The 19,096-nt window shown below is 62.1% G+C and carries 14 protein-coding genes; 6 read left to right on the top strand and 8 right to left on the bottom strand.

What is annotated here, in order from left to right; translation table 11 throughout:
• Positions 1-1,054: 1,054 nt before the first annotated feature.
• From AC19YQ_RS20200 to AC19YQ_RS20230, 7 genes are all read right to left on the bottom strand, one after another.
• Complete coding sequence (locus AC19YQ_RS20200; RefSeq protein ID WP_338647091.1) at positions 1,055-2,641, bottom strand: FadD3 family acyl-CoA ligase; 1,587 nt, start codon at positions 2,639-2,641, stop codon at positions 1,055-1,057.
• Positions 2,642-2,660: 19 nt separating this feature from the next.
• Positions 2,661-3,692, bottom strand: coding sequence for a 2Fe-2S iron-sulfur cluster-binding protein (locus AC19YQ_RS20205; RefSeq protein WP_338647088.1), 1,032 nt, complete (start codon positions 3,690-3,692; stop codon positions 2,661-2,663).
• 33 nt (positions 3,693-3,725) lie between these two features.
• On the bottom strand, positions 3,726-5,486 hold the full coding sequence (locus tag AC19YQ_RS20210) for an FAD-binding protein (protein WP_500595789.1): 1,761 nt from the start codon (positions 5,484-5,486) through the stop codon (positions 3,726-3,728).
• Complete coding sequence (locus AC19YQ_RS20215; RefSeq protein ID WP_338647082.1) at positions 5,483-7,228, bottom strand: FAD-binding protein; 1,746 nt, start codon at positions 7,226-7,228, stop codon at positions 5,483-5,485. Before AC19YQ_RS20215 ends, AC19YQ_RS20210 begins: the two co-directional genes overlap by 4 nt.
• A 59-nt stretch (positions 7,229-7,287) precedes the next feature.
• A complete protein-coding gene (locus AC19YQ_RS20220; RefSeq protein WP_338647080.1) occupies positions 7,288-8,475 on the bottom strand; it encodes an acyl-CoA dehydrogenase family protein in 1,188 nt (395 codons plus the stop codon).
• A 168-nt stretch (positions 8,476-8,643) separates the two neighbouring features.
• Positions 8,644-10,209, bottom strand: a complete 1,566-nt coding sequence (locus AC19YQ_RS20225; protein WP_500595790.1) for an amidase — start codon at positions 10,207-10,209, stop codon at positions 8,644-8,646.
• A 140-nt stretch (positions 10,210-10,349) separates the two neighbouring features.
• A complete protein-coding gene (locus AC19YQ_RS20230; protein ID WP_338647074.1) occupies positions 10,350-11,786 on the bottom strand; it encodes a coniferyl aldehyde dehydrogenase in 1,437 nt (478 codons plus the stop codon).
• 173 nt (positions 11,787-11,959) lie between these two features.
• Here AC19YQ_RS20230 and AC19YQ_RS20235 point away from each other — a divergent pair, with 173 nt between their 5' ends.
• The 6 genes from AC19YQ_RS20235 (at position 11,960) to AC19YQ_RS20260 (ending at position 18,031) form a co-directional block, all read left to right on the top strand.
• Entirely contained in the window at positions 11,960-12,940 is a 981-nt protein-coding gene (locus AC19YQ_RS20235; protein WP_338647071.1) for a flavin reductase, read from the top strand.
• 25 nt (positions 12,941-12,965) lie between these two features.
• Positions 12,966-13,739: a glucose 1-dehydrogenase gene (locus tag AC19YQ_RS20240; protein ID WP_133077424.1), complete on the top strand. Its 774-nt coding sequence runs from the start codon at positions 12,966-12,968 to the stop codon at positions 13,737-13,739.
• A gap of 131 nt (positions 13,740-13,870) precedes the next feature.
• Positions 13,871-14,662 carry a fumarylacetoacetate hydrolase family protein gene (locus AC19YQ_RS20245; RefSeq protein WP_500595791.1) on the top strand — a complete coding sequence of 264 codons (792 nt, stop codon included), beginning with the start codon at positions 13,871-13,873 and terminating at the stop codon, positions 14,660-14,662.
• Between the two features lie 21 nt (positions 14,663-14,683).
• Positions 14,684-15,613, top strand: coding sequence for an acetaldehyde dehydrogenase (acetylating) (locus AC19YQ_RS20250; RefSeq protein ID WP_133077422.1), 930 nt, complete (start codon positions 14,684-14,686; stop codon positions 15,611-15,613).
• A 10-nt stretch (positions 15,614-15,623) separates the two neighbouring features.
• Positions 15,624-16,646, top strand: a complete 1,023-nt coding sequence (gene dmpG, locus AC19YQ_RS20255; protein WP_338647068.1) for a 4-hydroxy-2-oxovalerate aldolase — start codon at positions 15,624-15,626, stop codon at positions 16,644-16,646.
• A gap of 71 nt (positions 16,647-16,717) precedes the next feature.
• Positions 16,718-18,031, top strand: coding sequence for a spinster family MFS transporter (locus AC19YQ_RS20260; protein ID WP_338647066.1), 1,314 nt, complete (start codon positions 16,718-16,720; stop codon positions 18,029-18,031).
• Here AC19YQ_RS20260 and AC19YQ_RS20265 read toward each other — a convergent pair.
• On the bottom strand, positions 18,004-19,086 hold the full coding sequence (locus AC19YQ_RS20265; protein ID WP_500595792.1) for an NAD(P)H-dependent flavin oxidoreductase: 1,083 nt from the start codon (positions 19,084-19,086) through the stop codon (positions 18,004-18,006). The genes AC19YQ_RS20260 and AC19YQ_RS20265 overlap by 28 nt on opposite strands.
• Positions 19,087-19,096 lie beyond the last annotated feature (10 nt).

Raw genomic sequence — 19,096 nt, forward strand, 5'->3', positions numbered from 1 at the left:
GGTTTATGCTCCACGCTTCCTTCCCACACTTGGTCACCCTCATGCAGTTGCGCTTCGCTTCATTCGCTGTGGCCAGCTCAAGAGAGGACTTTCACCTCTAGGATGGCGCCCATGCTGGGCGCACAAGGGACTCGCCGTAAGGGCGAAACCATCACTTCAGTTAACCGCGAATGCCGGATATGTACCCCGTGTGCCAGTTGTTTTGCGATGCCCCACACCTATGCCGAGTACATATCCATTCGATGTGTCACGGCTCTCTACGGGTTCCGCCCTTACGGCGTGTCACTTTTTCCAAACGCCGAAAAAGTACCCACCAAAAAGGCTTGCCCTACCATACGGCCGCCTCGCCCAGGCTCGGTGGTTCCCTCACTCCGGCACTGTTATGGGGGCACGCCGCGACGGGCCATCCATGGCCCATCGCGGCTGGCGCGGCGTCCTGCCGCGCCACCCCCATAACAGCACCTGCGTTCGGCCTTCTGTGATGGGCATTCGCATCGTCTGGACATACGTGTGGCTCCAGCAAAAGCAAAAGCAAAAGCCATCGCAGACGCCACAGAACCTTGCGCAAAACGTTTAAGCGCCAACATACAAGCCGCTGACGAGTAGTGCGAGGCTGCGTTCGATCACGCAGCGGTCGCAAAACCGGAATACGCGGTTTACCTGATAAACCTGGAAGGCTGATTTTACGACGGCTACGCCGCCGATCGCAGCCTCGCACGGCTCGTCAGCGACTACAGATCGTGAATGCAACCCACCAACCAGGCCGGCCGGTCGGCCGCCTCGGCGGGCAGTGCTTTTGATCTGCCCGCCCCTTCGGGAGGCCGAGTGGAGGTTCTGCGCAGTGGGTCGATCGGCATGGATACCGGGAGAGCCGTGTTGGGCCAGGGATGGCCCGTCACGGCGGGCCCACGGAGCGAAACCATCATTTCAGTTAACCGCAAATGCCGGATATGTACCCCGTGTGCCAGTTGTTTTGCGATACACCCGCACCTATGCCGAGTCCATATCCATTCGATATGTCAGCTGACGAGTGAAACGAGGCTGCGCAGGACGCCTACAGCAACCCCGCCCGCAACTCATTCTTCGCCACTTTGTTCGACGCATTCACCGGCAGCGCCTCATAAAACCGCACCATCCTGGGAACCTTGTAGTTGGCCATATGCTCACGGGCCCACAGGATCAGCCCGGCTTCATCCAGCGCCTGACCATGACGCAACACCACGCAGGCACACCCCACCTCCCCCATGCGCTCGTCAGGTACTCCGATCACCGCCACCTGGGCAATCGCCGAATGCTCTATCAACCCGGCTTCGATTTCCGCCGGGTAGCAATTGAATCCGCCCACGATAAACATGTCTTTGAGCCGGTCGGTGATGCGCAAGTTGCCCGACGCGTCCTGCTCGCCAATGTCGCCTGTGTGCAACCAGCCTTCACTGTCGATGGTTTCAGCCGTGGCGTGCGGGTCTTCGAAATACCCCTTCATCACGTGAAAACCACGCAGGCAGATTTCCCCCGTACTGCCCGCCGGCAATGCCCGGTTTTGCGGGTCGCGAATGCTCACTTCGGTCCCCGGGATCGCCCGGCCACTGGTGCCGGCAATAACCGTCGCAGCGTCGCCCGGGTCACAGATGGTCGCCAGGCCGCCGCACTCAGTGAGGCCATAGGCGGTGGTGACGACCGAGAAGCCCAGTTCGCGACGCATGCGCTCGATCAGGATCGGTGGAATGGTCGCCGCGCCCGTGACGGCAATGCGCAGGCTCGACAGATCGGTTTCAGCCAGCTTGGGATGGGCCAGCATCGACAGGTACAAGGTCGGCGGCCCCGGCAGCACGCTGATGCGCTCAGCCGCAATACGCTGGAACACCGCTTCGGCATCGAACACCGGATGGGGCAGGATCGTCGCGCCCGCCAGCAGGCACGTCAGCCAGCCCGCCTTGTAGCCAAAGGCATGAAAAAACGGGTTGATCACCAGGTATCGGTCACCGGCCTGCAGACCGATCACTTTCACGTACTCGCTAAAGGCCCGGATATTCTGCCCGTGAGCGCTCATCACGCCCTTTGGCTTGCCGGTGGTGCCGGAAGTGAACAGCAAGTCGCTCAGATCATCAGCGCCCACCCCGGATGCCCGCAACAGCGCTGCCGATTCACTGATGGCCGTACCCAGGGCCAGAAAGCCGTTCCAGTTCAGGCCCTGGGAACTGCCAGCCGTGGTTTCGCCCAGCAGGACCAGACACTCAAGGCTCGCCGGACGACAGGGCGCCAGCATCGCCAGATAATCAGTCCCCAGAAACTGCGGCTGCACGAATAACACCCTTGCCCCGCTACGCTGCAGGATATCCGCAGCTTCACTGCCTTTCATGCGGGTGTTGATCGGCACCATCACCGCGCCCGCACAGTGGATGCCCAATGCAGCGATGATCCAGTCCCGCCCGTTAGGTGCCCAGATCGCCACCCGATCGCCCTTGCCGATGCCCTGGGCCATCAGGCTGCGGGTTACGGCCAGGGCCAGGCCCGGCAGTTCGCTGTAGTCGGTGCAGGTCCCATGCTCTTCAATGGCGGTACGCCCGGCATGGTGCTGCGCGGCACTGAGCAGTAATTGTGGAATCGAGCAGGGCAGGATCTGTTGCAGGCTGGAAGTCATCAGGCACTCGTCTGGCAGATTATTCGGGAAAGCACACACGCAGTTGTTCGCTGTTGGGCACTGATTGGCACGCCAGCACCCAGCCGTCGTTCAGTTCTTGTTGGTCAAGGGCATCGTTGCGCAGCATCTCTACACTGCCGCGCTCAACCGTACACATGCAGGTCGCGCAGGAACCCACCAGGCATGAACTGGGCGGTTTCAACCCCGCGCGCTGCATGGCGTTGAGCAGCGTTTCGCCTTCAGCACAGGGTACTTCGAACTCTTCACCGTCAAGGCGAACCGAAAGCTGGCTGCCAATCACATCGGTGTTGACCGGGCCCGGGGCCGCCACGCTGCCTTCTTCAGGCAACGACACAAACCGCTCGACGTGGATGCGCCCGTGGTCCATGCCGATGTCATGCAAGGCGCTGACAGCAGCGTCCATGAACGGGCCAGGCCCGCAGATATAGGCCTGGGCATGAACAAATGGCAGGGCCATCTGCGCAAGTTGCGCCACGCCAGGAATACCCTGTACCGAGTCCAGCCAGTGAATCACCTGCAAGCGCTGGGGGTAGGCACTGGCCAGGGCTTTGAGCTCAGCCGCAAAAATCACCGACGCTTCATCACGGTTGGCGTAAACCAGCAGAATCCGGCCTGTACCGGCAATCAAGGCCGAGCGCAGGATCGACAGCACCGGAGTCACCCCGCTGCCGCCACCAAACAGCACAAAGTCATCGTCAAAATGCCGAGGGACAAACACCCCGGCCGGGGCCAGCACCTCAAGTTGATCGCCTTCGCGCACGTGCTCGCACAACCAGTTGGAAGCACGCCCGTCCCGGACTTGCTTGATCGTTACGCGCAACGGTTCGTCTTGCAGCGGCGTGCTCGACAGCGAATAGCAACGCGGCAACCAGCCGCCTTCGAAGGGTACGCGCAAGGTCAAGAACTGCCCGGGCTTGTAGGCAAACTGTTCACGCAGGGCCAACGGAACGTCGAACACCAGGGATCTGGAGTCCGCCGTTTCAGTCACGACTTGCGCCACACGCAGGGAGAAATACGCAGGTTGGGTCATATCAGATACTCATCACAAACGGGCTACTTGCGCTCATGGGGTCACCTTGGTGGTTTCTGTGGGAGCGGGCTTGCTCGCGATGGCATCACTGCGCTCATCGATGGAAACCGCGCCGCCTGTATCGCGCACAAGCCCGCTCCCACACGAGGCAGCCAGCCCCGCACGGCGGCCCGAAAACACGCAGTCAGCCAGCGACAGTCCGCTGATGTAGAGGTGTGACGCCACGCCGATGGCTGTGCGCCCCGCACTGAACAGGCCCGCAATCGACTGGCCTTGTGCGTCCAGGACTGCGCCATTTGATTCATCCACCTTAAGGCCGCCCAACGTCAGCGCCCCCAAGGGGAATATCGGGTTGCCAACGCTGATATCGCAGGCATACAACGGCCCTTTGTCCAGCACCTGACGGCTGCCTTCAGACTTGCCAAAGGGATCCGGTGCGTCGCCTCGGGCACCGGCGTTGTAGGCGCGCAATGCACCACTCAACTCCCCGGCCTGCATGCCACAGGCCGTCGCCAACTGGTCAGGGTTGTCGCCCTTGCGGACCTTGAGCAGCATCAAGGCCAGCGCCGGCAAGGTCTGGAACCACCAATAGCCCCCAAACAGCGCCTGGCGGATCGCCTGTTTGCGCAAGCGCGCATCCATTACCAGCCAGGCCTGCCCCCCCTGCTCTTCGCATAAAGGCTGGCCTAGGGTGGCGCCGTAGACTTCTTCGTTGCAAAACCGTTGGCCGAGGGTGTTGACCACGATGCCCTTGGGCCAACAGTGCGGCGGGTTGATAAAGCGCCAGGCCGATACCCGGCTCAAACGCTCGCTTCTGGCACCCACCGACTGCCCCAGCAGCAGGCCGCTACCATCGCAACCGGTCGCGCCGACCTTGAAATTGCGGCGAAAGTTGGGCGCATAATCGCGGATCAGTCCGCGGTTGAAGATAAACCCCCCGGTACTGAGAATGACGGCGCGCCTGGCCCGGATCAGCACCGGCTGCCCATGATCGCGCTCCAGCTGGCTGACTTTTTGCCGCAGGCGATCGCAGTAGCCGGGGGCGAAATTTTGCAGGCGCTCGGCCCGTGCCGCCAGGCGTGCATGCAAGCGCGCTTCGCGACTGCCCTCGGGCAAGCTCCAGAACTCGGCGCCAACCACGCGCCCGCTGGCATCCACCACCAAACGCCGGGCAGCGGATTGCAGCAAGGGTTGCACTCCGTCACGCAGGCAGGCGGCTTTCAAGTGGGCGTACAACACCGCGCCGCACTGGCCCTTGCCTACGGTGCGATGACCCCGTGGCGCCGGGGGTTGATCACCGCCGTGGGAGGGCACCAGCTCATTGCCCGAGTAATACAGGAAGTAGCCATCGGACGGGTATGAGGTCTTGCCCCCCGGCGGCATGCTATGGCCGTAGCGGGCACCGTGACTCTCAAGCCAATCGAGGTTGCTGACGCTGTCGTCGCAAAATTTTTGCAGGGTGGCATCGCTGATCACACCCCGGGTTTCGTGCTTGAGGTAGTCGAACATCGCTTGCGTGCTGTCGTTGAACCCTGCGGCCTGCTGGTGCCGAGTCCCACCGCCTGCATACACCACGCCTCCACTCTTGGCACTGGCACCGCCACCGGTAAAGCGGTCGGCCACGATCACATGGGCGCCATTGCTTATGGCCTCCAGCGCGGCGCAGGCGCCTGCCGCGCCCCAGCCGATCACCAGCACGTCGCAGGTGTCTTGCCAGTCCCGCGCGGTCAGTCGTTCGGCCTGCAAGGGCGCGAGGATCTTGCTGTTGCTGGAGCTGCTCTGCGCCCGGCTCATGACAGTGCCCGTACCCGGGCGCTGGCGGTTGCCGACACGCTGCTGGCGATATGGTTGGCAGCGATGTAGCCGAAAGTCATTGCCGGGCCCAGGGTGCCACCGGCACCGGGGTAGCTGATGCCCATCACCGATGCCGAGCAGTTGCCGATGGCATACAGGCCAGGGATTGGCTGGCCGTCTTCTCGTACGACCTGAGCGTGCTGGTTGGTCAGCAATCCGCCCTTGGTGCCGATATCTCCGGCATCCAGGCGCATGGCGTAATACGGGCCTTTGCGTAACGGTGCCAGGCACGGGTTGGGCTTGATATTGCTATCGCCATAGTAGCGATCGAACACGTTGCCACCGCGATCGAAGTCAAGATCGACCCCGGTTTGGGCGTAGCTGTTGATTTTTTGCACGGTGCTGCTCAAGCCCTGGGCATCGACCCCGATTTGCATGGCCAGCGCGTCCAGGCTGTCGGCCTTCCAGTACACGGTATTGAGCCATTCCTTGCGCAGACGGCTGTCGGGGACCACCTGGGCCGGCATCAACGGGCCCATGGCGTAGTGAAAACGGAAGTGACCATCGAAGATCACCCACGACGGCACCGAGCGGCCGCCAGTCTTGCGGTTGTCTGTGTACATGGCGTCGACGAACTCCAGGTACGGCGCCGCTTCGTTGACAAAGCGATGCCCCAGGCTGTTGACCACAATGGCCCCCGGAAACGCCCGTTCGGCAAACACGCCACGGGGTTTTTCCTCGCCTGGCACGGCAATGGTGGGAGCCCACCAGGCCCAGTCCATCAGCGCCGTGGCCGCACCGATATTGAGTCCCGCCTCAAGTGCGGCCCCGGTGTTGTTGCCCGGTGGCGTAGCGCTCCAGCTGGCCCGGGTGGGTTGCGGCAGGTATTTCTCGCGCAGGGTTTGATTCTGCTCAAAGCCGCCGGAGCCAAAAATCACCCCACGGCGGGCCTTGAGTTCCAGGACTTTGCCACCCGTTGCAACCTTGATCCCGCTGACCCGATCACCGTCGAGCAACACGTCCTGAAAGTCAGTGTTGAGCCATAACGGCACGTTGCGATCCATCAGGGAACGGCGCAACGACGCCACCAGGGAGCTGCCCAGTGCGGCGCGGCGGTCGTATTTGCTTTTGCGGCGCCATTTGAAGTCGAGTTTGTAGCGGGCCATCAGCCTGAAAATCAGCCATTGCCAACCAAAACTGCGGGCCATGGCCTTGTGCGCGTCGCGGGCCGTCCAGGCAATGCGCCCCATCAGCAGGGTCGACGGCGAAGGCTTGCGCAGGTTGGGCAGCTCTTCAGCCAGCAGGCTGGTGTCGAATAGCTCCGGGTCCAGGGTGCGACCACCTGGCAAGGCGCCGGGCAGTTGCGGGTAGTAATCGGGGTATTTATCGGCCACGGCGTAACGCACGCGGCTGTTGTCGGTGAGCTTTTTGATCATCGGCGCGGCGTTGTCCAGATACGCCTGCAACCGCTGTGGATCACCGTGCTCGCCGGTGGCGGCCTTGAGGTATTGCAGGGACAGCTCAGGGCTGTCCTGCCCGCCAATGGCGGCAAAATAATGGTTGTTCGGGATCCAGATACCGCCGCCGGAAATCGCCGAGGTGCCGCCATATTTATCGCTTTTTTCGACAATCAGAACCGACAGGCCCTGATCAGCCGCAAACAGGGCCGAGGTCATGGCGCCGGCGCCGGAGCCGACAACAATTACGTCATAGCTGGACTGAGACTGATCGTGAGCCGTCATTATTGTTATGCCTTGCGCTGAGGTCAGAGGTTGATTACCGGGTCACAGAATTGACCCGATCAGACAAAAGGGTCCGCGTTGGGCATGCCCAGCTGTACAAGACCGTAACTGCGGCGGTAAGCCGCCTCGTTGTTGGCGATATGCCCGCGAGCCTGGTGCAGGTCACGGAAGTAACGCGCCACCGGATTGGTGTTGTACAAGCCCGAAGCGGCCATGCAGCGCAGCAGGTCACTGACCCGATCGGCGCAGACGTTGGTCACGTGGGAGGACTGATAGCGATACAACAGACGGGTCTCGACATCCGGGTATTCCCCGGCTGCGGCCAGTGCCAGCAGGTGCCCGTAGTTGCGCATCAGCACCAGCTTGAGCGAGTCGACGGTGATGATGGCTTCGGCCACGGCCGCCTGGGCCGCCGGGTCTTCGGCGGTTTTGGCGCCGTGCTTGCCAATGTGCTTTGCCGCGTTATCGCGAAACTCGTTGATGGCCCCTTGCAAGGCACCAAGGGCCGACGTCGATACGGCGCGGGCAAACACCTGGGCAAACGGGATCGAGTACATCGGGTTGGTATTGACCAGGCGCCCCGGCGTAGCTTCGATGCTGAAGTTATTGGTGCGCTGGACCCGGTGGGCCGGGACAAAAACGTCTTCGACAACGATGTCGTGGCTGCCGCTGCCACGCAGGCCCAGCACGTCCCAGTTCTGTTCGATGCGATAGTCGCTGGCCGGAATCAGGAAGGTGCCGTGTTCGGTAGGGCCCGTTTCGTCTTGCGGCACGATGCCCCCGAGCAGGCACCACTGTGCATGCTGGCTGCCACTGGAAAAACCCCAGCGTCCGCTGACCTGAAAACCACCCTTGACCGGCGTGACCTTGGCCACCGGCATGTAGGTGGAAGCCACCAGCACGGAGCTGTCCTCGCCCCAGACATCACGCTGGGCCTCCATCGGGTAACGCGCCAGTTGCCACGGATGCACACCCACCACGCCAAAGACCCAGGCCGTGGACATACAGCCTTCAGCCAAGGTCATCTGGATTTCAAAAAAGGTGCGCAGATCGACTTCATGACCGCCCCAGATCTTGGGCTGCAGGGCACGAAACAAACCGGCTTCTTGCATGTCACGAATGGTTTCGTCGGGCAGTTTGCAGTCTTTGTCCGCCTGGGCTGAACGGCTTTTGAGCGCAGGAATCAGATTGCGCGCACGTTGCAGCAGCTCAAGCTCAATCGGACTTTTCTCTCGTATCTGATCCATCCGTGTGTTCTCCGTCAGTCTCTCGCTGCGCGAATGCGCGGGCGGTGTATGATGAATAATCCGGCCTGTAACGCTGTGGTTCATCGTCAAAGCGGACTAGGCACACGGCATCACACTGAACTTGTGTGGGAGCGGGCTTGCATCGCGAGCAAGCCCGCTCCCACCGTTTCAGAGGATCGGCAGTGCCGCGAATGGCCGCGCCTGTTCAATCTGCGCACTCAGGCGCAGCAACACGTCTTCGCCGCCCAATGGCCCGGTGAACATCATGCCGATGGGCAGGCCCTTGTCGCTCATGCCCACCGGCAAGGAAATGGCCGGCTGGCCGCTGACGTTGGCCAATACGGTAAAGGACGCGCTGCCCATCGCGTTGTGGGCATAGCTCTCCCAGGGCTGATTGAGGCTCAAGAGCCCCAGGTCCGGCGTGACATTGGCCGTCACCGGCGACAGGATCACGTCAAACGTCTGGAACTGATCTTCCATGTAGCCGCCGATGGTTTCGAACGACTGGCGCGCACGGTACAGGCCTTCTCCAGTGACTTTTTGGGCATTGCCCAGCACCACCTGGGTGATGCGCTCGTAGTCATCGGCCGTTGCGCTTCGCCCCAGCACTTGCTCGCGATCGTGAACCATCGTCAGCAATGCATCGCCAATCACCGAACCATGGGCACCGAACAACTGCCTCGGATCGACATTCAGGCGCAGCTCTTCAACGTCATGCCCCTGGGCTGCGAGGCGTTTGGCGGTGTCGTCCAGCACCCTCGCCACCTCCGGGTCCAGCGGTGCGCCGGTCAGCGAGTCACGCACCACGCCGATGCGCAAGCGACCGGGGGCCGTGCGCAGTTCTTCGACATAAGGGCGTACCAGCGGCTTGGCCCAGTACGGGCTGCCGGCCTCGTGCCCCTGCCCGGCATCCATGAACAACGCCATATCGCGTACATTGCGCGACACCACGTTGCCTACGCTGGCCCCAAACCAGCCCTCATATTTTCCCGGGCCGCTGGGGGTTCGGTAACGCGTCGGCTTGAGCCCGACCAGGCCGCAGTAAGACGCCGGAATCCGGATCGAACCGCCGCCGTCCGTGGCGTGGGCCACGGGAACAATCCCCGCTGCAACGGCCGCAGCCGCCCCACCGGATGAGCCGCCCGCGCTTTTTGCCAGATTCCACGGGTTGCGGGTTTGCCCCCACAGCAGGGATTCGGTGGTGGTGGTCAATCCGAATTCCGGGCAGGTGGTCTTGCCAAACGGCACGGCACCGGCCGCCTGATAACGGGCAATCAGGGTGCTGGTATGGGGGGCCAGCGGCGCATCTTTGTAGAGGCGGCAACCATTGGTGGTGCGGGTGCCTTCCAGGTAGGTATTGAGGTCCTTGATCAGGATCGGCACCCCGGCCAGAGGGCCCGTGGTCGACGCACCGCTGGCAGCACGGGCCTTGAGCAGCGCATTGGCGTAGTCGTCATGGCGCATGTTGACCGCATTGACCCTGGGATTGATCGCATCACATCGGGCCATGGCCGCCGCGAGCAGGTTTTGCGGGCTGAGTTCGCCTTTGTGTATGGCACGGGCCATGTCAGTGGCGTCCATCGCCAGGTACTCGCCAGACGACAGCGCGCCCGTGCTGTCGGCATGGGCAAAACGTCCCAGCAGACCGGCACCCACGGCCAGGGCACCGGCCTTGAGTACGTGTCGACGCTGCCAGCCGGTGGATTCTTCAGGTGTTTGAGCAGGGTTGTGCAAGGTCAATCTCCAGAACATTTCGTGTTGTTTTAGGCGCCAGGGTCCTGTGGGAGCGGGCTTGCTCGCGATTGCATCAATGCGGCCCATGAAGGCGCCGGGTCGACAGCATCGCGAGCAACCCCGCTCCTGCACTGCGTGTTTCAGTCAGCCGTGACCATCGATTGCATGGTGGGCAAAAAGTGCTCGCCATACGGTGGCAGCAGGCCCCACTCACGCCGCGGGTCATGGGCCGGGGCCTTGTAAACGGTGCGCATATGGCTGAATTCCAGGAAGCCTTCACGGCCGTGATAATGCCCCATGCCCGAGGCGCCGATCCCGCCAAACGGTGCGTCGTGCAGAGCCGCATGCATCATCACATCATTGATGCTCACGCCACCGGAAATCGTGTGCTGCAGCACATGGCGCTGCTCTTCTTCACTCTGGCCAAAGTAATACAGCGCCAGCGGGCGCTCACGAGAATTGATGTCGCCCAGCGCCCGATCAATCTGTTCATAAGGCAGCAACACCAGCGCCGGGCCGAAGATTTCTTCATGCATGATCTGGCTGTCGCGAGGCGGGTTGATCACTACGTGCAGCGCACGCCGACGAGTTCGGGCGTCAGCCTCGGGTGCCTGCGGGAAGCTTTCGATCCGGGCGCCCCGCTCGCGGGCATCCTGCACGTAGCCGTCGATGCGTTGCACATGACGGGCATTGACCACTGCCACCACATCCGGATTGTCGTCCGTGGTGGGAAGCAATTCGCTGTAGGCAGCACCCAGCAGGCCGATAAAATCTTCCATCAGCTCGCGCGGCACATACACCACGTCCGGGTTGATGCAGATTTGCCCACCGTTATTGGCTTTGGCCACCGCAATGCTGAAGGCCGCCTTGGCCAGATCTGCGCTGCGGGAAATGATCACCGGGGACTTGCCTCCCAGTTCCAGGGTCAATGGCACCAGATTTTCAGCCGCATTGCGCATGACCGAACGCGCCACTGCGGTGCTGCCGGTAAACACCAGATGGTCGAAGGGTTGCGAGGTGAAGACCTGCGCCAGCCCGGCATCTCCGGTCACTACACCGACTTCAAGTGGATCAAACACGTCGGCAAAGGCCTGGGCCAGAACCCGGGCGGTGCGGGGCACTACTTCGGACGGTTTGAGAATGGCGCGGTTGCCCGCTGCCAGTACGCAGGCCAAAGGGCTGAGCAAGGTGAACAGCGGCGCATTCCAGGTGCCCAGAATGCCGATGGAGCCCTTGGGCTGGTGCATCACCCAGGCTTTGGCACCCAGTTGGTCATAGGGCGAAAACACCTGTCGCGGCTCGTCTTCGACCCAGTGGGCAAGGTGATCGCGAGCATATTTGAGTGATGCCAGCGAACCCAGAACGTCATTCATCAACGAAAAGCCCTGGGGCCGACCGCCAAAGTCTTCATCCATGGCCTCGATCAGTGGCTGCTGATAGCGCACTACGAGCTCTATCACGCGCTGAATGCGGGCCCGGCGAAGTTCTGCGCTGACGTGCCCGGCATCGACAAAGGCTTGTTTTTGCGCCGCCAACAGGCTGGACAGCTGTTCTGGAGCAGTGCTGCTGAACGTCATGGATGAGTCCTCTGATACATCGGTTCAATGAGCTGACCCTAGTGAATAGCACCCCGATTAGCCTCGTCCAATCGGACGATAATCGGCTGTATTCGTTAGTCCATTAAGACGATGTAGCGCACCGCTTCGGGGCGAATACTGCCAGCACGAAAATCCAATCCATGAGGTTCGTCATGGCAATGCAAAGCAGTTTCGACCCGCAGGCATTCCGTACCGCGCTGGGCACCTTTACCACCGGGGTGACGATCATCACCACCCAGGCTGAAGATGGCTCGCCCATCGGCATTACTGCCAATAGTTTCAACTCGGTGTCGCTTAACCCGCCGCTGGTGCTGTGGAGTCTGGCCAAGTCCGCTCGCAGCCTGCCGGTGTTCAGTTCCGGAAAGCACTGGAACGTGCATGTGCTGTCGACCGAACAGGAACCTCTGTCCGGACGTTTTGCGATGCAGGGCGAGAACAAGTTTGCCGAAATCGAACTCGACAACGGCATTAGCGAAGCACCGCTGTTACAGGACTGCACCGCCAGGTTTCAGTGCCGCACGGCCTTTCAATATGAAGGCGGCGACCATGTGATTTTTGTCGGTGAAGTGCTCGCCTTCGATCACAGCGACCGCGCACCGCTGGCCTTTCAAAGCGGCCAATATGCCCTGGCAACCCGTAAACCACGCAGCGAGCTGCGCCTGGCAACCACTCCGCCACCACCGGAGTGCAGCTACACCGAGGACTTGCTCGGGTACCTGCTGGGCCGCGCCCATTACCAGTTGCTCGACGCCCTGCACCGCCTGCTGAGCAATCAGCAGCTGGACGAGCATGCTTTCTTTATCCTTTCGGTCCTGTGTATTCGCGACAACCTGACCCTGGATGAAATCAATCACTTCGTCAGTTACACCGGGCATGTGGTGTCTGTGGCAAGCATGCGTTTTCTCGAAAAACAGAACCTGGTCGCCCTCGAAGGCAGCCAGCAGGCACCGCGCTATGTGCTGACCGCCACGGGCCGTGAGGCGTCGCTGCAACAGGTGGCACTGGCCAAGGCCGTGGAGGAAAACGTGTCGGCCAGGCTCGCTCCCGGCGATGCCCAGGCCCTTAAAGTGCTGCTCAAGCGCCTGATTACGGCCAGTGATCCCGGCTTGCCCGATCTGTGGGCGCCCCGCTAATCCCCTTGAAGGAACCGGACCCTTTATGAACATTATTCAGCGCTTCAACCTGACCGGCAGCGTGGCCGTCATCACCGGCGGCGGGCGCGGCATTGGCCGCGGTATCGCCCTGGCCTGCGCCGAGGCAGGCGCCGATGTGGTACTGGCAGCCCGTACCTTGAGCGACGTTGAAGCGGTGGCCGAAGAAGTTCGCCGCCTGGGACGCCGCGCCCTGGCCCTGAGCTGCGACGTGACTGACGCCGAGCAGCGCAGCGCGGTGGTCACCCAGGCCCGGGAGCACATGGGCCGTATCACCCATCTGGTGAACAACGCAGGCGGCGCAGGCCCCAACGATCCGCTGACCCTGAGTGTCGAGCGCTTCGAAGAAATCATGCGTTTCAACGTGTCCTCGGCCTATCACCTGAGCCAGCTGTGCGTGCCGCACATGCGCGACGCGGGCAGCGGCAACATCATCAATATCACCTCGGGCGCGGCGCGCTATGCCCAAACCCAATTCAGCGCCTATGGCACCGCCAAGGCTGCGCTCAGCCACATGACCCGTTTGCTGGCCCAGGATTTCGCCCCACTGGTGCGGGTCAACGGGATTGCCCCCGGCCCGGTACTGACCGACGCCTTGAACCGTGTCCTGCCGGTTGCCATGCGCGAAGGCATGATCAAAGCCACCCCGCTGCAAAGCCTGGGCGAGGTTGAAGACATCGCGGCAGCGGCGCTGTACCTGGCCTCCCCGGCTTCACGATGGGTCACCGGCAAGATCCTGGAAGTGGACGGCGGGGCCGAGTCGAGTGTCTGGCCGGGCTAGTTCACGGCACAACCAACGGTGGGAGCGTGCTCGCGATACAGGCGATGCGGTCTGTCTGGCAGCGCGCAGTGATTCCATCGCGAGCAAGCCCGCTCCCACAAGGGGTTTTTCAGTTTCAAGAGAGCGTATTTATGGACACACAGTTGATTGAAGCCCTGGGCGATGAGCTGTTTCATGCGTTGCGCGAGCGCCGCAGCCTGCAGCCACTGACCCAGCGTTACCCGGACTTGACGCTGGACATGGCGTACCGGATTTCCCTGCACTTTTTGCAACGCCGCCAGGCGTTGGGCGAGCTGGTGATTGGCAAGAAAATCGGCGTCACCAGCCGTGCCGTGCAGGAAATGCTGGATGTGCATCAGCCCGATTTCGGTTTCTTGACCGATTCCATGCAGGTCCCGGACAACAGCGATGTGAGCTTCGCCGCCCACCAGTTGGTGCAACCACGGGCCGAAGGCGAGATCGCTTTTATTCTCGGCGAAGACCTGCACGGCCCCGGCATTACCGCTGAAGACGTCATGGCTGCCAGCCTTTGGGTGGCGCCGTGTTTCGAGATTGTCGACTCGCGTATCGCCGACTGGAAAATCCGCATTCAGGACACGGTGGCCGACAACGCTTCGTGCGGCGTGTTCGCCTTGGGTGAGCAACGTATCAACCCCCGCGAACTGGACCTGGCCAAGGTCGAACTGCACATGCTGAAAAACGGACAGCCAGCCGGTAACGGTTTCGGCTCGGCAGTACAGGGCCACCCCTGCGCCGCCGTGGCCTGGCTGGCCAATACCCTGGGCAAGTTCGACATCCCGTTTCGCAAGGGTGAAATCATCCTTTCCGGAGCCTTGGCGCCGCTGGTGCCGGTGCAACCCGGCGATGAGGTCAGCCTGACCCTCAGCGGCCTGGACTCAGCCCGCCTGCGCTTCGTGCCCTAACCCCTGTTCGAGACCTTTCCCATGACCAAAAAGATCAAATGTGCCCTGATCGGGCCGGGCAATATCGGCACCGACCTGCTCTACAAGTTGCTGCGCAGTGACGTACTGGAACCGGTCTGGATGGTGGGCATCGACGCCACCTCCGAAGGCCTGAGCCGTGCCCGCGAGATGGGCCTCAAGACCACCAGTGACGGGGTCGACGGGCTGTTGCCCCATGTGCTGGCCGACAATATCCAGATTGCCTTCGATGCCACGTCGGCTTACGTTCACGCCGAAAACAGCCGCAAGCTCAATGAGCTGGGCGTACTGATGATTGACTTGACCCCCGCCGCCATCGGCCCGTACTGCGTGCCCCCGGTCAACCTCAAGGCCAACCTCAAGCGCGGCGCGATGAACGTCAATATGGTCACGTGCGGCGGCCAGGCCACCATTCCTCTGGTGGCGGCCGTCAGCAGCGTGCAACCGGTGGCGTATGCCGAGATCGTTGCCACGGCGGCGTCCAAATCGGTCGGCCCGGGCACGCGCAAGAATATCGACGAGTTCACCCGCACCACCGCCAGTGCCATCGAACAGGTGGGCGGCGCCAAAAAAGGCAAGGCGATCATTATCGTCAACCCGGCCGAGCCGCCGCTGATCATGCGCGACACCGTGCACTGCCTGACTGAAACCGAACCGGATCAAGCCGCGATCAGCCTGGCCATTGCCAACATGATCGAGCAGGTACAGCAGTACGTCCCGGGTTACAAGCTGGTCAACGGGCCGGTGTTTGATGGCAACCGCGTGTCGATTTTCATGGAGGTCGAAGGCCTGGGCGACTACCTGCCCAAGTACGCCGGCAACCTGGACATCATGACTGCCGCCGCTGCGCGCACCGCAGAGATGTTCGCCGAGGAAATCCTCAAGGGTGAACTGCACCTCAAGGCATCCGCCCCTCAACCTGCCCTCGCTTAAGGAGTCGACCATGGATCTTCGCGGCAAAAAAATTACCGTGCATGACATGTGCCTGCGCGACGGCATGCACCCCAAGCGTCACCAGATCAGCCTGCAACAGATGAAAGACATCGCCTGTGGCCTGGACGCCGCCGGTGTGCCCCTGATTGAAGTCACCCACGGCGACGGCCTGGGCGGCAGCTCGGTGAACTACGGGTTCCCGGCGCACACCGACGAGCAGTACCTGTCGGCCGTGATCCCGATGATGAAACAGGCCAAGGTTTCGGCTCTGCTGCTACCCGGTATCGGCACCGTGGACCATCTGCAAATGGCTTATGAGCTGGGGGTCAATACAATCCGCGTAGCGACCCATTGCACCGAGGCCGACGTGTCTGAGCAGCACATATCCTATGCACGCAAGCTGGGCATGGACACTGTGGGGTTCCTGATGATGGCCCATATGAACTCACCCGAAGGCCTGGTGAAGCAGGGCAAGCTGATGGAGAGCTTCGGCGCCAACTGCGTGTACCTCACCGACTCGGCCGGTTACATGCTGCCCCACGACATCAAGGCCCGGGTCGAGGCCCTGCGTGCGGCGCTGCACCCGGACACCGAGATCGGCTTTCACGGCCATCACAACCTGTCCATGGGCGTGTCCAACTCCATCGCTGCCATCGAAGCCGGTGCCACACGCATCGACGCCGCCGCAGCCGGGCTGGGCGCAGGTGCGGGTAATACGCCGATGGAAATCCTGGTGGCGGTGTGCGACCGCATGGGCATTGAGACCGGGGTCAGCGTGTTCGGTATTCAAGATGTGGCTGAGGATCTCGTCGTACCGATCATGGACTTCCCGATCCGCAGCGATCGTGATGCCCTGACCATGGGCTATGCTGGGGTGTATGGCTCGTTCCTGCTGTTCGCCAAGCGCGCCGAGAAAAAATACGGCGTACCGGCACGGGAAATTCTCGTCGAGATGGGACGTCGCGGCATGGTCGGCGGTCAGGAAGACATGATCGAAGACACTGCCATGACCCTGGCCCGCCTGCGGGCCTGAGGCTTTGTTCCTTGCCAGGGGCGCTGACCTGATCAGCGCCCTTGGCGTTTCCATCTGACAGGAATTCAACCATGCCCAATGCTCAGGTCGGCTGGCGCAGCCATGCTTTGCTGTTGTTGCTGGCGGCCATGTTTGCCGACAATTTTGTCGGCCGTCAGATTCTGGCGGTGATGATTGAACCGATCAAGGCAGAGTTCGGGGTCAGTGATACGGCGATGGGGCTGATTTCGGGCCTGGCATTTGCCGGGATCTACGCCCTCCTCGCCTTGCCTGCCGGGCGGCTGGCAGATCGCATGTCCCGTACCCGCCTGCTGGCAATTGCCTGCCTGTTATGGGCGGTGGCGACCATGATCTGTGGCCTGGCGGTCAGTTTCTGGATGCTGGCCGTGGCGCGCATGGCGGTTGCCGTGAGCGAGTCGCCGACCACCTCGGCGTCGATGTCGATCATTGCCGATTTGTACCCGCCACATCGCCGCTCGTTTGCCATCAGTTGCTTCACGGCCGCCCCGACCTTTTCCGCCGTCATCGGCCTGAGCCTGGGGGCATGGGTGGTCGAGCAGTATGGCTGGCGCACGGCATTCATCGTGATCGGCTTGCCCGCGCTGTTGTTCTCCACGCTGCTGGCCTTTATCGCAAAAGACCCGGCCCGGGGCCGTTGGGACCTGGCCAGCGCCCATGCTGCCCATCCCCTGCAAAGCATGGGCAGTGAGGCCCGCAAACTCTGGGCCCTGCCCGCCTACCGCTGCCTGGTCATGGCGGGCGGCCTGACCACGCTGGGCTCCTATGCGATCGGCATGTGGAACACCAGTTTTCTGGTGCGCTCCCACGGGTTGTCACTGCAACATGCAGGGCTGCTGGCAGGTTTCATCTGTGGTGGTTTTGCCGGGATCGGCGCGTTATTCAGCGGTTGGCTGAGCGACCACCTGACGCCACGCAACCCGCACTGGCAAGTGGGTATTCCGGTGATCGGCAATGTGGCCGCGCTGGCTGCGCTGTTCGCCTATCTGCTGTGGCCAGACACGGTGTGGACGCAACTGGGCAGCGTGCCCGTCCCCAGCTCGATGCTGTGGTGCGCGCTGTACAGTTTTTTTGTGGTGTGGTGGGTGGCGCCGTCATACAACCTGGTCACCCAACTGGTCCCGGCCAACCGCCGGGGCACGGCCATGGCCTTGCAGACCATCATCTCCACATTGTTGGGGGTTGGGGTGGGTCCTTTGCTGGCCGGCTTGTTCAGTGATGCCTTGCAACCGGCCTTCGGCGTTGAATCCCTGCGCTACGCGTTATTGCTGGTGAGTCTGCCGGTAGCCGGTGCGGTCGTGTTGCTGATCCGCACCTCCACCCATGCTGCACACACCCATTATTTAGCGGCGGAGCGGGCGGCATAGTCATCGACAAATGTGCGGGTCAGCTCATAGGACGACAGCTCGGCCGTGCGTCCGGGGCTCAAGGGGAAGCCCTGGCCCGCCCACAGGTTGATGAAGTCTGCGCAGCCAGGGTCGGATTTGGCCTTGAGCGGTAATAACACACCGCCCGCCAGCGGGAAGGCAGGTGCCTGCGTATTGATCGGGCCCAGTTCGCGCATCACCCGATTGACGATGCCGCGGGCCGGTCTGCCGGTGAACAGGTTGGTGAGCGCGGTGTCACTGGCGTCGGCTTCGCGCAAGGCACGGTGATGGGGTGTGGCCAGTTTTGCCTGCGGGCAAAACAGGTAGGCAGTGCCGATTTGCACGGCGCTGGCCCCCAGCGCAAACGCCGCCGCAATACCCCGTGCATCGGCGATGCCGCCTGCGGCAATGACCGGTATGTCCACGGCATCGACGATTTGCGGGACCAAGGCAAAGGTACCGATTTGGGTGGTCAGCTCACGACTCAAGAACATTGCCCGATGCCCGCCAGCTTCGTAGCCCATGGCGATGATCCCGTCACAGCCGTGGCGTTCCAGCCATCGGGCCTCTTCGACCGTGGTGGCTGAACTGAGGATTTTTGCTCCGCAGGCCTTGACCCTGGCCACCAGCTCCGGGGCAGGCAGACCGAAGTGAAAACTCACCACTTCGGGGCGCAACGCTTCGACCAGGGTGCAGGTGGCTTCGTCAAAGGGTGCGCGGCTCGACACGGGCGTGGGCGCGTCATAGTCGGCCCCAAGCTCGGTGTAGTAGGACTTGAACAACGACTTCCAGTGCTCGATCGCGGCTTCATCGTAAGCAGGGGCTTGATGGCAGAAAAAATTCAGGTTCAGGGGCTGCTCGCTCTCGGCCCGAAAGGCCGCCACTTCGGCGCGAATCGACTCAAGGTTCAACGTGGCACAGGCCAGAGAGCCCAGGCCACCGGCCTTGGCGACACCGATCATCATATCGGCGCCAGCGCCCAGCATGGGGGCCTGGATGATGGGATGGGTGATGCCGAGCAAGTCGATAAGGCGAGAATCGGGCCAGCAGCTCATGAGGGCACTC

The sequence above is a fragment of the Pseudomonas sp. MF06569 genome, assembly GCF_059862735.1.